This window comes from Pirellulales bacterium (assembly GCA_035939775.1).
In the GTDB taxonomy this organism is placed as follows: Bacteria; Planctomycetota; Planctomycetia; order Pirellulales; family DATAWG01; genus DASZFO01.
Window position 1 is genome coordinate 1 of the sequence record DASZFO010000288.1, and the last position, 21283, is coordinate 21283.

Genomic DNA, 21283 nt, shown 5'->3' on the forward strand with positions numbered 1-21283 from the left:
CTTCCATCAGAATGTTCAGCCGGGTGATGTGCTGGTCTGGCCGACGAATATCGGCTGGATGATGGGGCCGTGGTTAATCTTCGCCAGTTTATTGAATCGAGCCTCGATGGGCCTCTATCACGGGGCGCCGACCGGACGCGAGTTCGGAACTTTCGTTCAGAATGCCGGCACGACGATGTTTGGCGTGGTGCCGAGCCTGGTCAGAACCTGGCGCGACAGCGGCTGCATGGCCGGCCTCGACTGGAGCGCCATTAAAGTGATTAGCTCGACCGGCGAATGCTCCAATGCCGACGACATGCGATGGCTGATGTCGCAAGCGGGCGGGCGGCCGGTGATCGAGTATTGCGGCGGCACGGAAATCGGCGGCGGGTACATCACAGGGACCGTCACGCGGCCCTGCGTGCCCGGCACGTTCAACACTCCCGCGCTCGGACTGGATTTCGTGATCCTCGACGAGCAGGGGCAACCGGCGAAAAACGGCGAGTTATTTATCGTGCCCCCATCGATCGGCCTCTCTGCCATGCTCCTCAACCAGGATCATCACCAGGTTTATTTTGCGGACGTGCCGCGCGGACCGCGCGGCGAATTACTTCGCCGGCATGGCGATCGGATTGAAGAATTGCCAGGCGGTTTCTGGCGCGGACATGGCCGGGCCGACGACACGATGAATCTCGGCGGGATCAAAGTCGGTTCCGCCGAAATAGAACGGGCTTTGCAATCCGTTCCGCATGTGACTGAGACGGCCGCCATCGCGGTCGCTCCGGACGGCGGCCCAAGCCGGCTGGTCATCTACGCTGTCTGCTCCGCTGGTCAGACGTTGAGCAAGGGTGAGCTAATCACGGCGATGCAAGAGGTCATCAAGCGCGAGTTGAATCCCCTCTTCCGAATCCACGACGTTATCCTGCTGGACGCCCTGCCGCGGACTGCATCCAACAAAGTGATGCGGCGAACGCTCCGCGATCAGTGGTCCCGCGCATGATTTGTTTGACTGCTTCGCAGGCCGATGGACATAATCGCATACGCCGTCAGATGCGTGAATCCAAGCGCCGTAAACACCGGGATGTAGCCGAAGGACTTGATGACGTGTCCGGTCAGAAGCGTTGCAAGGCTGCCCCCCACGGCGCCGCCGATGAGAGTCAACGCCACGACACGGGCGACCTGCGGCGGCGGCGCGGACTCGATGATGAGCGTGGTCAAGTTAGTGTTCCAAGCGGCCTGCAGGAACATGACGAGCGTGATCAAGCCAACCGCAAACGGGGCCGAGCCAGCTCGAACGGCCACGATCGTCAGCGGTGTAAGACAGGCCACCACCAGGAGGATGCGCCTGCGGGCATGACGCGAATCCATTCCACGCCGAACTAGAAAGTCGGACAACGCGCCGCCGGCTAATGCGCCGAGGTCAGCCCCGAGAAATGGAATCCAGGCCATCATGCCGGTCGTCGCCAGGGTGAAACCGCGAGAGGTCTGAAGATAGGCCGGAAGCCAGAAGAGGAAAAAGAACGTGAACGGATCCGTGAGGAAACGGGTGAAGAAGAAACTTCCGACCGCGGGCTGGCACAGCAGGCGAAAGGTTGGGATATTCTCCTGCGCGGCGGGGGTTGATCCGCGGCCGTTTAAAATCACCATCCGCTCCGTGGCGGACAACATGGGGTGGCGCTCCGGAGAATGGTAAAACCAAAGCCAGGCGCCCAGAAGCACAAAGCCCGAGGTTCCGGTGGCGATAAAGCTGACTTGCCAATGGTAGCTCAGCGCCAGCCAGGCAACGAGCGGAGGCGCGATCATCGCGCCCACGAAATTCCCGGTGGAAAACACCGCCCAGCAAACTCCGCGTTCGCTCTGAGGAATCCAATCCCTCAATACTCGTGCGGCAGCCGGAGTGTAGAAACTCTCGCCCAGCCCCAACACGACCCGCAGGACCAGCAACGAAATCCAGCCGGTTGCCAAGGAGTGAGCGACCGCTGCCACCGACCACGCCGTCAACGCGACCGCAAAACTTGTCCGCACCCCGAATCGGTCGATCATTCGTCCCGCGAATAAATAACCGAACCCGGTGGCAATCAGGAATCCGGTGACGATGTAGGAATACTCGGTCGGGGAAAAACGAAGAAGCTTCTCCAGAGTTGTTTCCAGGACGGAAAGTGTCTGTCGATCGAGAAAGGCGATTGTCGAGATGAAGAACAGCAGCCCGGCAATCAGCCACCGCCTGCGGTCACTGAGGAATTTTATCAATGTCAGTCGGTCCCCCCGGTTATGATTGTCTGGCGGCACGATCATCATCATAAATACGGAAACATCAATGCAACCTAGATTATCCGATGGCGACCTCAATGAATTGCGGCGGTGGAGCACCGGCGCCGTCTGCAATGGTTGGGAGCAGATCACCCACCAAAGCGATATTGCAGGCGAGGCAATCAACCTCGAACCGGTGCGTGACTACATGCCGTTTTTGGGGCCCATTGCGGGTTACGCGGTAACCGTCGTGATCCAGCCCAGCGACCCGGCGCCCAAACAGCGGAATCCCCGAGCGTGGAGTGAATATCGCCGTTACGTGGCCTCGGTGCCCGGTCCAAAAATTGTCGTCGTGCAAGACCTCGACAAGCCGCGGTTGATCGGCGCGTTTTGGGGCGAGGTCACGAGCAATTTTCATCGGTCGGTCGGTTGCGTCGGAACCATCATTGACGGGGGCATCCGCGACGTTGACGAAATGGGTCAGGCCGGGTTCAAGGCGCTGGCGCGGGGACTATGCCCCGGTCGCGCCCATTCGTGTCCCATCCGCTGGGGCGTGGAGGTGGAGGTTTTTGGGCGGCGCATCGTGCCGGGACAATTGATCCATGCCGATAAACACGGGTTCCTCGCCGTTCCGCTCGGCGATGAAGCGGGTCTGCTGGAGGCGACGCGTTTCATGGACGCTAACGAATGCCAGACGGTGATCGTGGCGGCGCGCGATGGCGCCGGGAAGTCGCCGTTGGAGATCTGCGATGCGATGGACCGGGCTGGAGAAGCGTACCGCGCGGCGGTACGGGAAAAGTTCGGACTCAAGAGTTAAGCCAGATGTTGCCGCGCGCTCGGGCGACAGAGATCTGAGAGAACATGAGATTTCCAACCATTATTCCGGCGTTGATCGCGGTGTCTGCGGTTGGAGTTGATGGAACGGTTCGCGCAGCCGGGCAATATGTGAGCGTTGACTATCCGGCCTCGACGGTCGAAGGCGAATTGCAGATCGCTGTCACGTATACGATCTGGATTCCGGATGGCGTGAAAACCATCCGCGGCGTCATTGTCCACCAACACGGCGCCGGCACTGCGGCCTCTAAGGCGGGCGCAACCGCAGCCTACGACCTGCATTGGCAGGCGCTGGCCAAGAAATGGGATTGCGCGCTGCTCGGTCCCAGCTATCACGTTTTGAACGAAGGAACCCAAATCGGGCCGGGAGAGGCCGAACTCTGGTACGATCCGCGCCGTGGTTCGGACAAAGTTTTTCTCAAAGCGCTCCTGGCACTGGGCGACCGATCAGGTCATCCGGAAATCGGCATAGTGCCGTGGTGCTTGTGGGGGCATTCCGGCGGGGCGCAGTGGATTAGCACCATGGTCGTTCTCCATCCCGACCGGGTCATCGCTGCCTGGGTGCGCTCCGGCGGCGTCACCAAATTCCACTCCCGCCATCCTGAATGGCCCGACCATCAGGTTCCCGAGGCCGCTTACTCCGTGCCGATGATGACCAACGCGGGCCGGAAGGAAAAGGGGCATCCCGCATTTGCCGGCTCATGGATCGGAGAGACCGCCACGTTCGAAGAATATCGCGCCCATGGCGCGCCGATCGGAATCGCTCCCGATCCGCTCACGGTTCACGAGTGCGGCGATTCCCGCTATCTGGCGATTCCGTTTTTCGATGCGTGTCTCGCCATGCGTTTGCCGGACCGGGGCGCCGGAAACCAAGCCCTTATGCCGGTGGACATGAGCACCGCCTGGCTCGCCGATGAATTTGGTGAAGTCGCGGTGCCGGCCGCCGAGTACAAGGGAAATGCAAGACAAGCCGTCTGGCTCCCGAATGCGGCCGTGGCCAAGGCGTGGATGGAATACGTAAAGGCGGGGACCGTCAGCGATTTCACGCCGCCGCCCGCTCCGTTCAACGTGAAGGTGACGACCAGTGGAGATCAGGGATCCGAGATTGTTTGGGAAGCCGACGCCGATTTCGAGAGCGGAATCGGGGGGTTCATCGTGATGCGCGACGGGAAGGGGCTGGCGACGCTGCCGCCCAAAACGCCGAGTGACGGCGTGTTTGGACGTCCGCTATTCCAAGGGCTGTCGTATCACGATACGCCAGAGGATGCCAAGCGGGCCATGCGATACGTCGACACGACGGCAATCCCAGGAAAAAAGCATGTCTACACCGTCGTGGAACTTAACGGAGCGGGGATTCCCTCCAGGCCGTCGAGGCCTGGGTCCGTTCAGTGAACGGACGCACCGCTCAAACGCGGTAATTCAACAAGAGTTAATCGATGCAACATTCGGATTTGCCAGTGGCAGAAACTGTCTGCAGGGAGTTCGTTAGGCTAACTTTTAGGAAGCCAGCAACCGCGACGATTTCGCGATTAGCCTACTGCCCCCGACAATCCGCAACGTTCCGTCGCCTGGGTTCATCATAAAAGCGATTCCGCGGAGAGAAGTTGATTCACGTCGGATTGCATGACGGTCGGGATCGGCCCGGAACTTTTGTTCGAGAACATCCAGGCATGCGCCGTGTTGACCGCCCAATCGAACGATTGTTGCCACGGCTCGGTCCCGATCCATGAGGACATCGTGCCCCACGGCTCGAGGATGATCGGCGCGCGTTTCCATTGATCGCCGCTCGCGGCAATCGCGGTTGGATATTCGTTGTTCTGGTCGCTCCACTGACCGTAGGTGCTCCAGTCGCCCCAGCCGTCGTACCTCACGCCGCAGCCGGCAGTCATCGCAAAAGAGAATGCGGCCGGATCGTCCGTCGCGAGCGACTCTTGGATGATCGAGTAGCTGTGCGGGAAGTATTTTTCCGTCTCGGAGATAAGCCACTCGGTCGCGGCCGTCGAGGGACGCGCGAGCGCCGGCGACGTGCCCCAGTTCGTCCACTCGCCATAAGATCCCCACCAGCCGAAGTCGATCGTGGCCGTGTTGGCGCCGAAGCGCGCGCCGAGCGCTGCGAGCAGCTTATCGAGGTCGGCTTGCACGGCCGCGCTATCGAGGTCCGGCTGGAAGGTCGTCGCGCCGTTGAAGCTGAACGTGCTGCCCGGCAGGCCGGCATTCTTGAGCGCAACCGGTCCGCCGCCGCCATCTTCGTAGGGCATGATGCGGAAATTGAACTGCTGGCCCGCGGCTTCCGCCGCGGCGAGGTCGGCTTCAATCGCGGAAAAGTCATACACGCCGAATGCCGGCTCGATCTGCGACCAATCGTAGCGGTAGTAGGCTTGCGTCGAAGGGAGCGCCGTATCCTGCGCCGCCGTCGTGTAGAAGGTCTGGTAGCCGTGCGGCTTCGTGGTGACGACGGGAAGCGATGGAGGAACGACTGGCGGCGGCGGGGGAGGCGGCGGAACCGCCAGCACCGCGAGTCTCTCGGCCGAGCCTCCCTGGTCGTTGACCGCGTTGTTTCGCCAGTCGCCGTAATAGCGCGCGTGCCAGGTGTAGACGCCGGTTAGCTGCGCAACGACGAGGCTCGACGTATGATAGGCGCCATTGCCGCGGACGTTGACCCACTCTGTATCCACGACGTTTCCATTGGGTGCGTAGAGCTTGAACAGGATCCCGTCGGTCGGCCTGTTGCCGCCAGAGAGCACGGCAGTGTCTTCAGGGATTGCATGGCCGACGATGGCGCTACTGCCGGCGCGGAAGAATGCGGAAGTCGTTAGCGTCGGCGTGGCCCGCGAGAGCATCAGCCGCGGTTCGAGTTGTTCGATGCGGAATTTCATGAAAGAATCGCTGCGTCGAATCGCCCACCTGTTGATGGCCCGCGTTGATGCAGTTTCCGAGCCAAATAGCCCCGGAAAAACATTACCGTTGAACACGGAATGATTTAGCGCGAGATGCCTGCACGAGCGCGTGTAGAAACTTACGCGCGACGATTGAAGAATTGGGAATTGTAAGAGCAGTCGGGTATGATGGCGGGCATGAGCCAATCTCGAATCGCTGTTTTCATCGCTCGAATTGTTGGGGCAACTGCCCGATCTCTGGTTTTACGAGGCGCTGCGGTAGTGCTATTCGCCTTGTTGCTGGCGGCGGCCGTGCTGCTAGGCGACGAACCGCGGCCGCGGCAGATCACGGCAGCGCCTCTCGCGGCGGACAAGCTTTTTGGGCCGGAAGGTCTATCGGAGTATTGCGGGGGCGGTGTTCCCATCGTTTCGAACCTGCCGGTGGACTACGACGCCAAGCTGGTTGCCGAAATTGTGGACGGGGCCAAGAGCCGGGGCGATGCTCACCGGGGAGCGGACGTCTTCTGCTCGACGAAGTTCGGTTGCCTTTCGTGTCATCGTGTCGACAAGTTCGGAGGCGCCGTCGGTCCCCCGCTCACTGACATTGGCCGCCGGGCGAAACCCGAGGAAATCGTCGAATCGGTGCTCTGGCCGAAACGGCAAGTCAAACCGGAGTATTCGTCCTGGCGGATTTCATTGGACGATGGCCGGTCGCTGCAAGGCTATAAACGGGGCGAAACACCCGATGCAATTCAGCTTTTCGACCCGGCGACGGAGAAGACGCGGCGCATCGCGAAGGCGGAAATCGCCGATCAACGCGAGATCGGAACACTCATGCCCGACGGCGCGGCGGCAGCCATGTCACCGGCCCAACGGTGCGACCTCGCGCGGTTTCTGATGGAGTTGGGACGCACGCCCGGCCTGGAAGCCGAGGTCCGCCCCGAAGCGCTGCCGGCCGAATTCAATTATGAACGCGGACCCTTGGTTCCCGAGGACTGGCCGCTCTGGCGAGAGCACGTCAATCGCGATCGCGTGTACGAATTCTATCGCAAGGAAGCCTTGTTCTTCCGCGGGCAACCGAACCGGCCACGCCTGTTGCCTGCTTTTCCCGAACTGGATGGCGGCAAATTTGGACACTGGGGCAACCAGAATGAGGAAACTTGGAAAGATGGTCGCTGGAGTCTGACCGACCTGGGAACCGTGCTCTCCGGCGTGTTCCACGGGCCCCACGGCGACGTGCCCAAAGGGGTCTGCGTGCGTTTGGGCCAGCATGGCGAACTCGCGGCTTGCTTCAATCCCGAGACACTATCCTATGAGGCGTTGTGGCGAGGCGGTTTCCTGAAACTTTCCGCCGTGCGACACGGGTTTGTCGACGGCTTGCATCCCGATGGTGAAATCTTGCCGCGGCCGGAAGGCAAGCGCCCCGACAAGCCATTCGTCTATCACGGCTTCTACCGCTCGGGCTTGCGAGTCGTATTCGCGTATCGGATCGGCGACGTCGAACTGCTCGATGCGCCATGGGTGAAGGATGGCAAATTCGAACGCATCGTCGCGCCCGTCGCCGACCATCCCTTGCGCGAGATACTGCATGGTGGCGCGCCTCAATGGCCGCAGGAACTCAAGACGGCCGCGCAACTCGGCGCTGGCCGCCCTTACGCCGTCGATACGATTCGGCCGCCGTTTGATAATCCTTGGAAAGCGCCGATGTTCTTCGGCGACCATGATTTTCTCCCCGATGGTTCCGCGCTGCTCTGCACCATGGAAGGCGATGTTTGGCGAGTGACGGGCCTCGACGCGGAACTCAAGGACGTGCGCTGGCGCCGGTTCGCCTCGGGCCTTCATCAGGCGCTGGGATTAGTCGTAGCGGAAGGCCAGGTATATGTGCTGGGGAGAGATCAGATTACGTGCCTGCACGACCTGAACGGCGACGGCGAGGCCGATTTTTACGAATGCTTTTCGAATAAGATGATCACTTCGAGCGCGGGACATGACTTTACCTGCGGCTTGGCTCGCGACCCACAGGGGCGTTTCTACACGGCCTCGGGGAGGCAGGGGCTGATTCGGATTTCGGCCGACAGACAGACCGTGGAGGTGCTGGCGACCGGCTTTCGAAATCCGGACGGCGTGGCGCTCTGCCCGGATGGGGCCGTTACGCTGCCTTGCAGTGAAGGAGAATGGACCCCGGCCTCGATGATTTGCCTGGTAAAACCCGATCCGCCCGCGGCCGCGGCGCCATACTTCGGCTACGGCGGCCCGCGAGACGGCAAGCTGCCCGCGCTTCCGTTCGCCTATTTGCCCCGCGGCCTCGACAACAGCAGCGGTGGACAGGTGACGGTCCCCGACGACCGCTGGGGACCGTTGAAAGGGCAAATGGTCCATTTCTCGTTCGGCCAAGGAAGCCATTTCCTGTTGTTGCGCGACGAAGTCGCGGGTCAGCCGCAGGGGGCGGTTGTCCCTCTGGTCGGCGATTTCCGTTCCGGCGTACATCGCGGTCGTTTCAATCCGACGGATGGTCAGCTCTATGTTTCCGGACTGAATGGCTGGGGAACCTATACTCCCGACGACGGCTGCTTCCAACGAGTTCGCTATACGGGCGCCCCGGTGCAACTGCCGCGATCGTTTCACGTATATGAGAACGGCGTGCTGGTCTCGTTCACTCAGCCCGTCGAGCCGAAGGCGATTGCCAACCTTGCCAACCATTTTGCCCAGGTGTGGAACTACCGCTACAGTCCCGGCTATGGCTCGCCGGAATTCGCGCCTTGCCATCCAGGCGCCGTGGGGCATGAATCGCTGGCCATTGCGGGCGTTCATCGGGTCGACGCGTCGACGATCTTTGTCGAGTTGCCAGCGTTGCAGCCCGTAAATCAATTGCACCTGCTCTTGCAGGTGGACGAAGGTCGGCCTCAAGAACTCGTGATCACGGTCCATCGACTCGATAAACCGTTTACGCAGTTTCCCGGCTACCAGCCGACGAAAAAAATGATCGCCGCACATCCGCTTCACGTGGATTTAACGCTGTTGAGAAAGGCAATCCCCAATCCATGGCGGACGACACTTCCGGCCGCGTCGCCGCTGGACCTTTCGGCTGGAAGTAATCTTACGTTTTCGACCCGAACGCTCCGCGCGAAAGCGGGCAAAAACGTGAAACTTACGTTTCACAATCCGGATGTGGTGCCGCATAACTGGGTGTTGGTCAAGAAGGGGACACTGGCCAGCATCGGCGATTTGACGAACAAGTTGGTCGCTGATCCCGAAGCGGTTTTCCGGCAATACGTGCCCAAGAGCGACGATGTGATTTGCTACACCGACATCGTTCCCTCGGGGCAGCAATTCACCATTTGTTTCCAAGCGCCGGCAGAGAAGGGGCGTTATCCCTACCTCTGCACGTTTCCCGGACACTGGATGGTGATGAATGGCGAACTCATCGTTGAATAGGGTTGATTTCGCTGGTGGCGCGCGGTTCATTCCCGCGACGGATCACGGCGAGTGCCTTGGATGGCGCAAGCAAGGGTAGCCCGTCGGCTTGCGGGACGGCGGACTTCCGGTGACCGGCACTGTATTTCAATGCGTGGGATCCGCCCCGAATAGCAAACCGGCCGATTGGGCCACAGTGGCCGCGCCGGTCGTGCCGAGTTGGTGAATCACAATCGAGGCGGCGGTCATCGCTAGCTCCATCGCCTCGATCAAACCGGCGCCGGCGGCCAGCGCGGACGCGAGATTGGCCGTTACCGCATCGCCGGCGCCAACGATGTCGATTGGGCCGCGCACCGGATGGGCCGCGACATGCTTCGCCAAGTGCTTGGGCAGCGCTGCGACGATGCCTTGCTCGGCGAGCGTGACGAATACTGGCTGGGCGTTCCGCGTGGCCAGCTCGGCGGTGAGGCGTTCGACGATGTGGCGATCGGCTGCTTCTGCGCCGGACAGTCGACCCAGCTCAGCGGCATTCATTTTGAAGCCCAGCGGCGGGTAATCCGCCAGGCCGCGGCGGCAGTCCGCCAGCACGACAAGGTTCGGGCGCTCGCGCAAGACGCTATGGACGGCGGCGACCACGCGGCGCGTCGCCGCGCCGGTTTCCGGCGAGTCCACCTGGTCGAGCACGATCATTGCGTCGACGAGCGGCGCCAGATCTCGCACGCGGGCGGCCAGATCGTCTTGCAATTCGCCCGGTGTCGAAGTCCAGTTCTTCGCGTCGAGCCGGTTCAATTCGCGCGGCGGCCCGACTGGCTCGATCACCAGCGGCTTGCCGTAGACAAACGTTCGTCGCAAGGGCGTGGTGATGAAGCGATCGAGCGCGACTCCCCACAACGCCGAGAGCGCGCGCCGCAACTCGTATCCTTCTCCATCTTCGCCGCAGAAGCCGATAGGATAGATTTGACCGATGCCCAATGCGACCAGATTATTGACGATCGTGCCAGCGCCCCCCGGCTGCGCGCGAACCCGCACAACGTTATAAACCGGCAAGCCAGTCTCAATCGACGTTTCTGTTCGCGTCGGGTCGATTTCCAGGTAGCGATCGAGGCAAAAATCGCCGACCACGCCGACGCGCAGTCGCGGATACTGCCCGGTGATCGCGGAAAACCGATCAGCGTTCATGCGTTACCTTGGCCCAACCGAAACGGACGGCCGGTTCAGTTCGTGGTGCAGGTTGTGAATGAATGCCGCGTTGTCGCATTGCAGGTAGTGCATTGCGCCTCCCATGCGGGAAAAGCTCTTGCAAAACCGCAGATAATAGGCCGGATTGTCTTTCGGGGGCTCGCCGCGCGTCCAGTCCCAGTTCCCGGCGGGTTGCAGATCCACGACGTAGGTCGTGTGGTCGCGCACGACGGGTCGGCCCGCTTGCAGGCGCAAGTTGTTGACGCAACTGACGCTCTTCTCGAAGACCTGCGGGCCCATGATGGCCGAACCGACGGACAGGACCACGCCGCCATCGAGGCCTTCGACCGAGCCGCCGAATAGCTTGAAATCCCACTCGGCGGCCCTCCCGATGACGGCGCCGTTGAAGATCGGGTGATTGGAAATGATGTCGTAGCCGATACCCGGATGGACGGTGGCCGGAATGTTGCGGCGGTAGGCTTGGGCCAGGATCGAGGCGTGGGGCCAACGGTGCTCGACGACGACCCGGCCCGGCGACCAGCCTTGTTCGCGGATCGCCCTCAAGAGATCGGCCCGAGCCGCAGTGAGTCGATCATCGGGCTGAGTGGCGATGGCTGCGGCCAGAGCGTCGGCGGACACGATCGTCGCGCCATTTTCGGCGATGAAGCGGCCCAGCGCTCGGCCGTATCCCAGGCCGTCGAGCGCTCCGGTCATCAAAGCCAGATGGATGTTCGTGGCCGTCTCGTGCCACGCGCCGAAGGTTCCGCTGGCGACGTTCATCTCGACGCTCTCGGTCGACGCGCCGAACCAGGCATATTCCCAATCGTGAATCGTCCCGGCCCCGTTGGTCGCCAGATGCGTGAGCCACCCCCCCGCCATCATGCGGTCGAGAATCCGAGCGGCGCCGTTGCGCAACAAGTGGGCGCCGTAAATGAGCATCACGGCGGCGCCGCGTCGGCGAGCGGCGCGAATCTTCGCAGCGCAATCGACGATCAGACCCGCGTTCGCCTCGGAGCAATGGGCGGCCGGCGCCTCCGGATCGAGCAGGATATCGTCGGCCCGGGTGAGGCTTTGCCGCGCGGAAAGCGGAAAGACTTTGAGTTTCGCCAAGTCGAGCGGTTGGACGGTCATGGCGTTGATTCGAAAGACGAATGCCCAAATGACGAATGTCGGATATCCGTCGCGGCGCGACGGATGAATCAAAACCGTCGGCTCTTTTTGATCCGCGATGATCCGTGCGTTGAGCGCCTAACAAATCCGGCTGGGAGAAGGGGACAGCCGGGAGAAGGGGACAGTCCCCGTTTTGCTCCGGGGACTGCGCAAAAGGAGGACAGTCCCCGCCGGATTGGTTAGGCGTGCTTAACTACTGTTAGTATCTCCATTGAGCAAGAACTCGACTAGCGGCACCGCCTCGCGGAAGTCGGGAATCACCACGTCGGCGGCGACCTCCAGCAGTCGCTGCCGCTTCCAAGGATCAACGCGGCCGGACCCGTTGTCGGCTTCGTCGGAAGCCACGGCCACGGCGAGGCCGCCGACCTGCTTCGTATTCTCAATCTCCACGTAGCCGTCGCCGAACGCCAATAGCGTCTGGCCCGAAACTCCATGCTCCCGCAATATTCGGTCGATGACGATCTTCTTGGAGAACTGAAGGTAGTCATCCTGCGCGCCGTAGACGTGCGGCCCGAAATACCGAGCGATATCCAACAGCTCCGCCTCCTGGCGCAGGGCCGGTTCGTCGGTGCCGCTGGCCAAATAGAGTTGGAGGCCGCGCTGCCGGAGATGCTCCAACAGCGGTCGGGCCCGGTGCACCAGCAATTCGTCGGGATGAATCCGGCCGCTGCGCAAGCCGGCGATCCGGCCGCCGATCCGCTCTTCGAGCCGCCGCAAGTATTCATGCTTGTACCACAACGGCTCGCGCGGCTGGCCGCCGCGCTGAGTGATGCGTTCGGCCAGTTGGATCATCTGATAGATGGTCTGTTTGCCGGTAAGGCGCGCGATGTCGTCGGTAACCAGTTTGCGCAGCTCCGCCTCGGTCTCACCCGGCCGCCGCGGCAAGGCCTCAATCAACATCGGCGTCATCACGTCGGGCCATCCTTGGCGGATGAGCGATAAAGTGCCGTCGAAGTCGAACAGCACATGGCGGATTTGCGGACGGGGGCGCACATCGGCCCGGAATTCGACGCCGGCCCAACGCTGGCGATCGGTGGTCGGCGAGGCAGAGTCGCTGGATGGCTTCATGGCGCGGATTCTTGCGAGCCTCAATCGAAAGGGCGTTGCTTCCGAGATAAATCCCTCGTCTCAGGTTTTGGCGGCGCCAATATCGAGCTTGCGGATGAGCGCCTTCGTGGCGGGAATCACCGTTGGAGCGACGCTGAGCCCGCGAAATCCCATTTTCAGCAAGCGCGGCACGGATGCCTCTCGGCCGGCCAGTTCTCCGCAGAGCGTTAGGGGCCGATCGGCGGCCTCGCTTACGATGATGCTCAACAGTCGCATGACGGACTCGTGGTCATCCAGATAATAATCGTTGACCGAGGCGTCGTCGCGAGCGGCGGCCAACGTGTATTGGGTCAGGTCGTTCGTGCCGATGCAGAAAAAGTCGACATGCTTCGAAAGAGCGGGAATCGCCAGCGCTGCGGCCGGTGTCTCGACCATCGCGCCAAACTCGGGCGGATTTGCGACCTTTCGCTCTTGGATCATCGCATCGAACGCTTCCCGCATTCGGCGAATATCGTCTTCCAAAGTGACCATCGGAATCAGCACTCGCAGCGAATGCTCCTCCGACAGCTTCAAGATCGCTCCGATTTGAGTGCGGACCAGTTGCGAGTAATTCAGAAGCAATCGCACGCCGCGGCGCCCCAACACGGGATTGGGGCCTTGAGAAAGGCCCAAATACGGCAACGGCTTGTCGCCGCCGATGTCGAGCAGGCGAATTGTGGTAGGCCGATTTCCCAGCGGTTTGATCAAGCTTTCGAGTTCGCGAGATAATTCATCTTCGGTCGGCGGAGCTGGCCGTGCAAAGTAAAGTTGCTCGATTCGCAACAGGCCGACGCCGTCCGCGCCATTGTCCAGCGCGAGTTCAACATCATCTTGGATGCCGATATTGGCTTCCACGCTGATCAATTGGCCGTCGAGGGTTCGCGCCGGATCGCGACAGGCCGCCTTGCAGCGCACCAGGGTCGCCCGCCATTTTTCCATTCGCTCCTGGAAGTCGGCTCTTGTCGTGGTCTTCGGCGCGATCACCAGCGTGCCTCGAAAGCCATCCACGAGCAGTTCCGTGCCGCTACTGACCCGCGATAGAATACCGGGAATCTCCGTAATCGTGGGGACTCCCTTTTCACGCGCCAGCAGCGCCGCGTGCGACCCTTGCCCCAGCGTTTCGACGACCATCGCCGCCACATTCGACTTGGGCAGCAATACGACATCCGACGGCAGTAGCCGCTCGGCAACCAGAACGCTGTGCTCTGGAATGGCTTTGAGGCCCGCGGTCTGCTCACCGCGAAGTCGCCGAATGAGATTGCGGCCCAAATCCAACACATCATCGGCGCGCTGGCGCAATGTTTGATTTTCAATCGCCTCGAACTTCTGATACCACCGCAACAATACCCGGCGAACGACCGCTTCGGCGGTCAACAGCGACGCCCTAATCTCGCGTTCGAATTCGCCCGACGCGAACAGCTCGCGCAGCATCTCGCCATGCGCGCGAAAGATCCCGGCAAGCGCCGAATCGAATTCGGCTTCGATGCGCCGTGCATATTGCTCGAGTTCCGCCAGCGTTTCGTCCACGGACCTCGCTAGACGGACCAACTCGCCGTCCACGTCCTGTTGACCGATCGGCGCCAGCGGGCCGCTCCACTTCAGCACATCGCCGACGACCCAGGCCCGTCCCATGCCCAAACCTGGCGAGATGCTCCGTCCCGAGAGTCGCACGTCGGATTGTGTAGCGCCAATTGGCATCGCCAACATCGTTTCCATAAATCGCTCCAACCTTTGCACGATACTCAGCGGCTGATCGACAGCAAGCGGTGTGCGCACGTCACCGCCAGCGAACCGTCGCCAACCGCGAAGCCGACGCGTTTGGTCGACCCCGAGCGGATATCTCCGGCGGCCAACACGCCTGGCACGGTTGTCTCCAGCGCGCACGGGTCGCGATCGCCGCGGGGCCATAATCCGGAACGAACGACGTCGGTGCCGGTCAATAGATAACCATTGGCATCGCGAGCGATTTCAGCCGGCAGCCACTCCGCCGCGGGCTCGGCGCCAATGAAGACGAACACGGCCGAACATGGCACTTCGCGTTGCGCTTGCGTGGCGTTATTCCTCAAAGCAATTGCCTCGATGCGACGATTTCCCCGAATGGCTTCAATCTCGGTCTGTTCATGGACCAGCACGTTGGCGGTGGCTCGAATGCGCGCGGACAAGTATTCCGACATGCCAGGGCCCAACGTGCGGCGGACGAGCAAATGCACCTTGCGCGACGGACAGCACTCGGCTAGAAACATGACGGCCTGTCCGGCCGAGTTGCCGCCGCCGACCACGGCCACGTCGGCGCCGTCGTAGAGGTCGGCCTCGACCGTTGTGCAGGCGTAATAGATGCCGGCGCCGGCAAATCGGTCCGCGCCGGCGGCCTCCAACCGTCGCCAACGAACTCCCAGGGCGAGAAGCAGCACCCGGCAGCGAATCTCCGCTCAGCAATCCAGCTTGAGCGCATGCAACTCCTCGACCGATCGCGCGGGAATCAGTTTTTCAACCGAGACCGGCGCGACAATCCGGGCACCGAACTTCAGCATTTGCAAAACACCTCGGGTCGCTAAGTCCGCGCCACTCAGTCCGGCCGGAAAGCCGATGAAGTTTTCAATGCGCGACGAGCCCCCGGCCTGACCGCCAGGCCCGAGCCGGTCGAGCATCAAGGTGGAAAGACCTTCCGATGATGCGTACACGGCGGCGGCTATGCCCGCGGGACCGGCGCCGACAATCACCAGATCGGACTCCTGCGAAGGGCAATGTCTCCAGACCCCGGCCTCGCTGGCCAGCTCCTGCAAGGAAGGGTTCACGAGAACTCGCCCGTTCCCGCATTCGATGACCGGTGTCTTTCGTGGAGAGCCAAGCGCTGTGAGCGCACGTTGGCCCTCCTCGGTTTCCGAGTCGAACCACGTAAAAGGGACGAAGTTCTTATAGAGAAACTCGCGGACCGTGTTCGTATCGCGGCAGCGTCCCGGACCGACAACTCGCAGTCCAAGCGTGCCCATCTGCGACAAAAGCTCGCGCCGACGCGTGAACGCGGTGATCAGCTTCTCGCCAAAACTCGGCACACGATTCAGCAACGCCCTGAGGTGGCTGCCGGGAATGCACAGAACACGCGTTTCGCCCCGTGCCACGGCAGTCACAATCACCGGGCGACCGGTAAGAAGATCGATGTCTCCGGAAAACTGCCCGGGCTCGTGAGCCACGATGACCCGGTGGCCATCCGTCGGATTTTGGATTTCGATCTGCCCGGATTCGACGATGTACAAGCCGATTTCCGCTTGACCTGCCCGAAAGATGGTCTCGCCATCCGCGTAATTGCGAGCGGTTGCCATGGACCTGACCAGCGCCAGTTCCGTGCTGGTAAGCTGGGGAAACGCGACGTCTTCGTTGTGAGCCATGGCGTCGTCCTCTATTGCTCTGTAACCAGCACCATGCGGAAGCGGGCTTTACCATCCATCATGCAGGCGTAGGCCTCGGCTGCCTTTTCGAGCGGAGCCGTTTCAATCATCGGACGGATATTCTCTAGGACGCTGAAAGCCAGGGAGTCCTCGCTATCATCCACGAACAATTCCGTTGCCGCGATGTAGCTGCTGTCGTCACTTATCGTACCGAATGGGGCAAACTTCGCCACACCTGCGTTCGCGAACGCAATTTCGAGCTTGCCCTTTTCCCGCTTGAATCGTGCGAAGAGGCGATCCAGATCGGCAGCGTTGGACACATCTCCCTGCCATTGGCGACCGAGACTTACCGCAGTCGAATTCCGATCGCTTCGACAAGGTCCGCAAATTCGAACGAGCCGTCGTGGCGGTGGCCGTTGATGAAGAACGTCGGTGTGCCATTGACGCCGCTGCGGACGCCGCCGCTGAAGTCGTCTTTGACGCGCAAGGTGTATTTGCCATCGTCCAGTGCGCGATCGAGAGCCTCCGCGGACAATCCCAGCCGGCCGGCCAGTTCGAGCAGAAGCGGCTGGCCTAAGACATCCTGGTTCTCGAAGAGGCCATCGTGCATCGCCCAGAATCGCTCGTGCGCCGCCGCGAATTCCGCCGCTTCCGCCGCGCCTTCCGCGTTCGGGTGAATCTCATTCAAAGGGAAATTCCGAAACACAAAGCTCAATCGCTTTCCAAAATGCTCCTGTATTCTCTTGACAACGGGGTAGGCATGTCCGCAATGGGGACACTCGTAGTCGCCGTATTCGACGAGAATAGCAGGCGCGTGAGCATCCCCCTGAATATGGTCGGCGGACGTGACGGGTATCTTCAAAGTCGCCATGATTACTCCCTCACGATTTTGATAGACCTTCCAGCGCCTCAAGAATTCCGTCGGCTCCCGGGTTAATCGAGACGGGAGAAAGGTAACTCCAGACGATCTTTCCCTTGCCGTCGATCACGAACAGGGCCCGCTCGCAACACCCATCGTCGTCCCGATACGCGCCATACTTCTTTGCGACCTCGCCTTTAGGCTCGAAATCGGCGAGGAGCGGGAAATGCAAGTGTCGGTGTTCGGCGAACGCCGCGTGGCACCAGGCCCCGTCCACCGAGATGCCCAGCAGTTCAGCCCTGTATCTCTGGAATTCCGGAAGCACTTCGTTGTAGAGCGCCATTTGGTCGCCGCATACCGGACTCCAGTCGGCGGGATAAAAGGCGAGAATGACCGGCCGCTCCCGCAATTCACGGAGCGACAGCTTTTGATCCGGCGTGACGTGAAGAGTAAAGTCCGGAGCGACCGTCCCAGGTTCCAATAGTTGAGGCATCTTCCACACCTTTTCTAAAAAACATCTACGCAACAACCTTGAGCGAGCTAGCGACAACCTTGAGCGAGCTAGCGACGCTTAGAGCCTATCCGAGAACCGCCGGGGCAAAGGGGACAGTCCCCGTTTTGCTCCGCGGACTTCGCAAAAGGGGGACAGTCCCCGGCGGTTCTCGGATAGGCTTTTAGTCAACGCCGCCATTTGCTCCGGCGAGTCAAGATCGTGGACGGCGTTGGGAATATTTAACCGCCGCAGCGCGCCTGCCGGCAATGCGGCAAGCACGCGACGCGCACCAGCATCGCCATCTAGTTGTAACAATTCGGCAAAGCAACGGCGCGGGAAGATAACCGGCGGGCCGAAATCGTTGCCGTGCGCGGCGGCGCACGCGCTCAAGCCGCGCGAACCCAACCACGCGATGTGCAGCAAATGCAAATCCTCGGCCGTTAACCGGTATTGATCGACGTGCAGCAATAGGAGTCCGGTGGCATCCGCGGCAACGGCAGCCTCTGCCGCCTGGCGGATTGATGCGCCCAAACCTTCCGCCCAACGCTGATTGACGTGCCGAACGACGGGCAGATCGACGATGGTCTCCGCGCAGTCAGCGGCTTGGCAACCCAAAATCACCGCCACGGGGCCAACCTGTGCCTCAAGCGCGATCCGACATTGACGCCGCAGCAGCGGCTCGCCCCCCAGCTCCACTAATTGTTTGGGCTGGCCCAGGCGTCGCGATGCGCCGGCTGCCAGAACGGCCAACAGCAGCCGATTTTCTGAGACCCGGTATGCCGGAGGACCGACGGGACTCGGGCAAATCGAGGATGCCGGGTCACCGACCACTGGATTCACGGAATTGGCATCAATAGACATTAGCCACCGCAACTCGCGACGGCCCGGCCGCCGATTCCGCTCTGCCCGGCTGAAACAACGGCGCGGGCGTGTGGCCGTTCAGTTCGGCGAGAATTTCTGCAACGATCGACACGGCGATCCCGCTCGGACTCCGATCCCCCAAGTCCAATCCGACCGGCCCGCGGAGCCGATTGACAAACGTCTCTGGCAAGACGGTGCCCTCGCCGCTCTCCAGCAGCCAGCGCCGGCGATGTTCGGGCCCCAGTACGCCGACGTATGCCGCCGGTTGCTCCGCCAACAGCGGCAAGATTTCAGCGTCGTCCACTAGACTGTGCGTCATCACCACGATGGCTGTTTGCGGTGTGAACGTGATCGAACGCAGCGCGGTCCACCAGTCGCAGGCTACGAGTTGATCGGCATCCGGGAATCGGGCGCGCGACGCCAGGCGTGCGCGACGGTCGGCGACGCAGACGTGCCAGCCCAGCGAGCGGCCGAGCATGCAGAGCGGTCGCGCGTCGTTGCCCGCGCCCAGAATTACCAACCGCACCAGCGGACGGACAAAATGGACTAGCGCTCTCAGGTGCGACCCAATCGAGCCCTGCACGCTGCGCTCGGCAAGCACCGCACGCTCCCGCAGCCGCTCCATTTGCGGATCGAAATCCGTCGGATCGTCGCCGTCGGCCCATAGCATCCGTCGCACCGAGATATCGGGCGACGCCGATGTGTCGATCACGCAGGCCGCGGTCGAGGACTGGTCGGCGTCATGGGCGGCGGCGAACCGGCGGAGAAACGCCAAGTGTTCCGGCGTAAAGCGCTCGACCAGCACCTCGATCGAACCTCCACATCCCAGCGACGGCACGTCGGCACGATCAGTCCGGGGATCAGCGTCGAAGCTGAGCATGACTGCCGGCTCTCGATCGGTAAGCACGCGACCGCGACGGGCGATGTATTCCTCCAAGCAACCGCCGCTCACACCGCCGGCCGTGAATTCCGACGAGGGACCGGCAAGCATCATCGATCCCAGCGGCCGATAGGTCGAGCCATTGGCCGCAAACAACGTGGCCAACACAGCCGGCTCGGCGACGGCGTTCAGCCGCCCAGCCAGCGAAATCATTTCGTTCATTTCGTTGCGGATCATCGTCGTCGGTCTCACGGGAAAAAGAACATGGCTGGCGGCAGATAATCGATGTCCTTAGCCGCCCAACAGATTCTCAATCTTCACCGGCAGTTCCCGCACGCGCACGCCGGTGGCATGGTGGACCGCCGCCGTGATCGCGGCGGCGATCCCAGCCAAGCCGATCTCGCCGACGCCGCGTGCGCCAAGCTCGTTGATCTCTTTGTCGGGGAAATCGAGGAAATGCACGTCGATCGGCGGCACGTCGGCGTTGACCGCCACCATGTAATCGGCCAGGTTGCTGTTGATCGGCGCGCCGTTCTGCGGGTCGTAAGACGTGTGCTCCAACAGCGCCATGCCGATTCCCATCACGACGGCGCCCTCGATCTGGTTGCGGCCTGCCAGCGGATTGAGAATGCGGCCCGCATCGATGACCGTCACTACCCGACTGACACGCAAGCGGGCGATCTCCGGCTGCCATGTGACTTCGACGAAGTGACAGCCGAATGAGTGCGTTGAGAACTTCGGCTTTGGATTGCCGAATGATGCTTCAGACTTGCCGCTGCCCGTGACCAGGCGCAAGTTGGCGCGGCGAAGCAAATCCGCGAACGACACGCCCTTGGCGGGACCGTCAGCCTTCACGTAAACCCGGCCGCCTCCAAAGGCCAAATCGGCCGGATTGCGCTTCTCGAACGGCGATCCCGGTGTTGTGGTTGCAATGTTCAGCAGCGACGCGATCGCCTTGTCGGCCGCGGCAAAGACGGCCGGAATCACCGACCCGGTCACCATCGAGCCGCCCGAGATCGGGCCCGCCGGAAGCGACGTATCGCCCAGCGCTACTTCAACCTTGTCGAGCGGCACGCCGGTCTTTTCCGAGGCAAGCTGCGCGAGGACCGTGTATGTGCCGGTGCCGATGTCCTGCGTGCCGCACGCAACGCGGGCCGTGCCGTCGTCGCGAAGCTGGACGTCGGCCTCGGCGGGGAATCGCGCCGCGATCCACGCGCACCCGGCCATTCCCCAGCCGAGCGTCAGGCCGTCGCGCTTCATCGAGCCGACTTCAGGGATGCGCTTCGACCAACCGAACTTTTCCGCGCCAAGCTCGAAGCACTCGAGCAAATGGCGTGACGAGAACGGAATGCCCAACGACTCGTCGATCTTCGGCTCGTTGAGGACGCGGAGCCGGACGGGGTCGATCTTGAGCCGGTCGGCCAGTTCGTTCATCGCCGACTCGGTCGCGTACAGTCCGGGCACGGCGCCGGGGCCGCGCATGGCGGTCGGTGAGCCGACGTTCCGCTTGGCGCGGCCAAACTCTACGCGGAGGTTGGAAACGCTGTAGTGGAACGCCGTCGCCTCGCCGCAATTCTCCTGATAATCATCGAGAATCGACTTGTGGAACACGTAATCGTGCTGGAGCGAGACGAGCTTGCCCTCGCGTGTAGCGCCCAGCCGCACACGTTGCTGGGTGCGCGGACGATGACCGACCGTCTGGAACATCATCTTGCGGCTGACGACGAGCTTGACCGGCTTGCCGAGTTGCCGCGCCGCGGCGGCGGCGAGTGGACAATGCGTCCATGGCCATAGTTTGCTGCCGAAACCCGAGCCGACAAACTTGGTGACGACGCGAACGTTCTCCCTCGGCAAGCCGAACATCTGTGCCAGTATGCCCTGGAGGTTGAAGATCGCTTGCGACTCCTCGTAGACCGTCAACTTAGAGCCATCCCAGATCGCGATCGTCGCCTGTAGCTCGATGGGGTTGTGCGTCTCGGCCGGCGTGACGTAGGTTTGGTCGAGCTTGACCGGCGC

At 61.8% G+C, this 21283-nt stretch carries 18 protein-coding genes; 4 read left to right on the forward strand and 14 right to left on the reverse strand.

Annotated features, from left to right (window positions below):
- Positions 1 to 979: AMP-binding protein (locus VGY55_17760; GenBank protein HEV2971825.1), on the forward strand; the 979-nt coding region annotated here is incomplete at its 5' end.
- On the opposite strand, the gene VGY55_17765 is transcribed toward VGY55_17760, so the two are convergent.
- A complete protein-coding gene (locus VGY55_17765) occupies positions 961 to 2280 on the reverse strand; it encodes an MFS transporter (protein ID HEV2971826.1) in 1320 nt (439 codons plus the stop codon). The genes VGY55_17760 and VGY55_17765 overlap by 19 nt on opposite strands.
- A 16-nt stretch (positions 2281 to 2296) precedes the next feature.
- On the opposite strand from VGY55_17765, the gene VGY55_17770 reads away from it, so the two are divergent.
- The gene (locus tag VGY55_17770) at positions 2297 to 3046 is read left to right on the forward strand and encodes an RraA family protein (protein HEV2971827.1); all 750 of its coding nucleotides are present in this window, start codon (positions 2297 to 2299) and stop codon (positions 3044 to 3046) included.
- Positions 3047 to 3090: 44 nt separating this feature from the next.
- Complete coding sequence (locus tag VGY55_17775) at positions 3091 to 4455, forward strand: hypothetical protein (GenBank protein HEV2971828.1); 1365 nt, start codon at positions 3091 to 3093, stop codon at positions 4453 to 4455.
- Positions 4456 to 4640: 185 nt separating this feature from the next.
- Here the strand turns inward: VGY55_17775 and VGY55_17780 are convergent, their stop codons facing one another.
- Positions 4641 to 5939, reverse strand: a complete 1299-nt coding sequence (locus VGY55_17780; GenBank protein ID HEV2971829.1) for an LEPR-XLL domain-containing protein — start codon at positions 5937 to 5939, stop codon at positions 4641 to 4643.
- Between the two features lie 282 nt (positions 5940 to 6221).
- On the opposite strand from VGY55_17780, the gene VGY55_17785 reads away from it, so the two are divergent.
- A complete protein-coding gene (locus tag VGY55_17785; protein ID HEV2971830.1) occupies positions 6222 to 9374 on the forward strand; it encodes a DUF6797 domain-containing protein in 3153 nt (1050 codons plus the stop codon).
- A gap of 126 nt (positions 9375 to 9500) precedes the next feature.
- On the opposite strand, the gene VGY55_17790 is transcribed toward VGY55_17785, so the two are convergent.
- The 12 genes from VGY55_17790 to VGY55_17845 form a co-directional block, all read right to left on the reverse strand.
- Entirely contained in the window at positions 9501 to 10532 is a 1032-nt protein-coding gene (locus tag VGY55_17790) for a PfkB family carbohydrate kinase (protein HEV2971831.1), read from the reverse strand.
- A 3-nt stretch (positions 10533 to 10535) separates the two neighbouring features.
- Positions 10536 to 11663 (reverse strand): hypothetical protein, encoded by a 1128-nt coding sequence (locus VGY55_17795; protein HEV2971832.1) that lies wholly within the window; start codon positions 11661 to 11663, stop codon positions 10536 to 10538.
- A gap of 228 nt (positions 11664 to 11891) precedes the next feature.
- Complete coding sequence (locus VGY55_17800; protein ID HEV2971833.1) at positions 11892 to 12770, reverse strand: HAD family hydrolase; 879 nt, start codon at positions 12768 to 12770, stop codon at positions 11892 to 11894.
- A gap of 60 nt (positions 12771 to 12830) precedes the next feature.
- Positions 12831 to 14504 carry a phosphoenolpyruvate--protein phosphotransferase gene (gene ptsP / locus VGY55_17805; GenBank protein ID HEV2971834.1) on the reverse strand — a complete coding sequence of 558 codons (1674 nt, stop codon included), beginning with the start codon at positions 14502 to 14504 and terminating at the stop codon, positions 12831 to 12833.
- 26 nt (positions 14505 to 14530) lie between these two features.
- The gene (locus VGY55_17810) at positions 14531 to 15211 is read right to left on the reverse strand and encodes an NAD(P)/FAD-dependent oxidoreductase (GenBank protein HEV2971835.1); all 681 of its coding nucleotides are present in this window, start codon (positions 15209 to 15211) and stop codon (positions 14531 to 14533) included.
- Between the two features lie 6 nt (positions 15212 to 15217).
- Positions 15218 to 16174 carry a cyclic nucleotide-binding domain-containing protein gene (locus tag VGY55_17815; protein HEV2971836.1) on the reverse strand — a complete coding sequence of 319 codons (957 nt, stop codon included), beginning with the start codon at positions 16172 to 16174 and terminating at the stop codon, positions 15218 to 15220.
- A gap of 11 nt (positions 16175 to 16185) precedes the next feature.
- Positions 16186 to 16494, reverse strand: coding sequence for a hypothetical protein (locus VGY55_17820; protein ID HEV2971837.1), 309 nt, complete (start codon positions 16492 to 16494; stop codon positions 16186 to 16188).
- Between the two features lie 26 nt (positions 16495 to 16520).
- Positions 16521 to 17045 (reverse strand): thioredoxin domain-containing protein, encoded by a 525-nt coding sequence (locus tag VGY55_17825; protein HEV2971838.1) that lies wholly within the window; start codon positions 17043 to 17045, stop codon positions 16521 to 16523.
- A 10-nt stretch (positions 17046 to 17055) separates the two neighbouring features.
- Positions 17056 to 17526: a redoxin domain-containing protein gene (locus VGY55_17830; protein HEV2971839.1), complete on the reverse strand. Its 471-nt coding sequence runs from the start codon at positions 17524 to 17526 to the stop codon at positions 17056 to 17058.
- 78 nt (positions 17527 to 17604) lie between these two features.
- Entirely contained in the window at positions 17605 to 18387 is a 783-nt protein-coding gene (locus VGY55_17835) for a nucleotidyltransferase family protein (protein HEV2971840.1), read from the reverse strand.
- Entirely contained in the window at positions 18377 to 19489 is a 1113-nt protein-coding gene (locus VGY55_17840; protein ID HEV2971841.1) for an XdhC family protein, read from the reverse strand. The genes VGY55_17835 and VGY55_17840 overlap by 11 nt, the downstream gene beginning before the upstream one ends.
- 69 nt (positions 19490 to 19558) lie before the next feature.
- On the reverse strand, positions 19559 to 21283 hold a 1725-nt coding region (locus tag VGY55_17845), incomplete at its 5' end, for a molybdopterin cofactor-binding domain-containing protein (protein HEV2971842.1).

Coding starts and splice junctions, on each gene's coding strand:
- VGY55_17765 (HEV2971826.1), bottom strand. CDS start 2,280: ATGATGATGATCGTGCCGCCAGACAATCATAACCGGGGGGACCGACTG.
- VGY55_17770 (HEV2971827.1), top strand. CDS start 2,297: ATGCAACCTAGATTATCCGATGGCGACCTCAATGAATTGCGGCGGTGG.
- VGY55_17775 (HEV2971828.1), top strand. CDS start 3,091: ATGAGATTTCCAACCATTATTCCGGCGTTGATCGCGGTGTCTGCGGTT.
- VGY55_17780 (HEV2971829.1), bottom strand. CDS start 5,939: ATGAAATTCCGCATCGAACAACTCGAACCGCGGCTGATGCTCTCGCGG.
- VGY55_17790 (HEV2971831.1), bottom strand. CDS start 10,532: ATGAACGCTGATCGGTTTTCCGCGATCACCGGGCAGTATCCGCGACTG.
- VGY55_17795 (HEV2971832.1), bottom strand. CDS start 11,663: ATGACCGTCCAACCGCTCGACTTGGCGAAACTCAAAGTCTTTCCGCTT.
- VGY55_17800 (HEV2971833.1), bottom strand. CDS start 12,770: ATGAAGCCATCCAGCGACTCTGCCTCGCCGACCACCGATCGCCAGCGT.
- ptsP (HEV2971834.1), bottom strand. CDS start 14,504: ATGGAAACGATGTTGGCGATGCCAATTGGCGCTACACAATCCGACGTG.
- VGY55_17815 (HEV2971836.1), bottom strand. CDS start 16,174: ATGGCTCACAACGAAGACGTCGCGTTTCCCCAGCTTACCAGCACGGAA.
- VGY55_17825 (HEV2971838.1), bottom strand. CDS start 17,045: ATGGCGACTTTGAAGATACCCGTCACGTCCGCCGACCATATTCAGGGG.
- VGY55_17830 (HEV2971839.1), bottom strand. CDS start 17,526: ATGCCTCAACTATTGGAACCTGGGACGGTCGCTCCGGACTTTACTCTT.
- VGY55_17835 (HEV2971840.1), bottom strand. CDS start 18,387: ATGTCTATTGATGCCAATTCCGTGAATCCAGTGGTCGGTGACCCGGCA.
- VGY55_17840 (HEV2971841.1), bottom strand. CDS start 19,489: ATGAACGAAATGATTTCGCTGGCTGGGCGGCTGAACGCCGTCGCCGAG.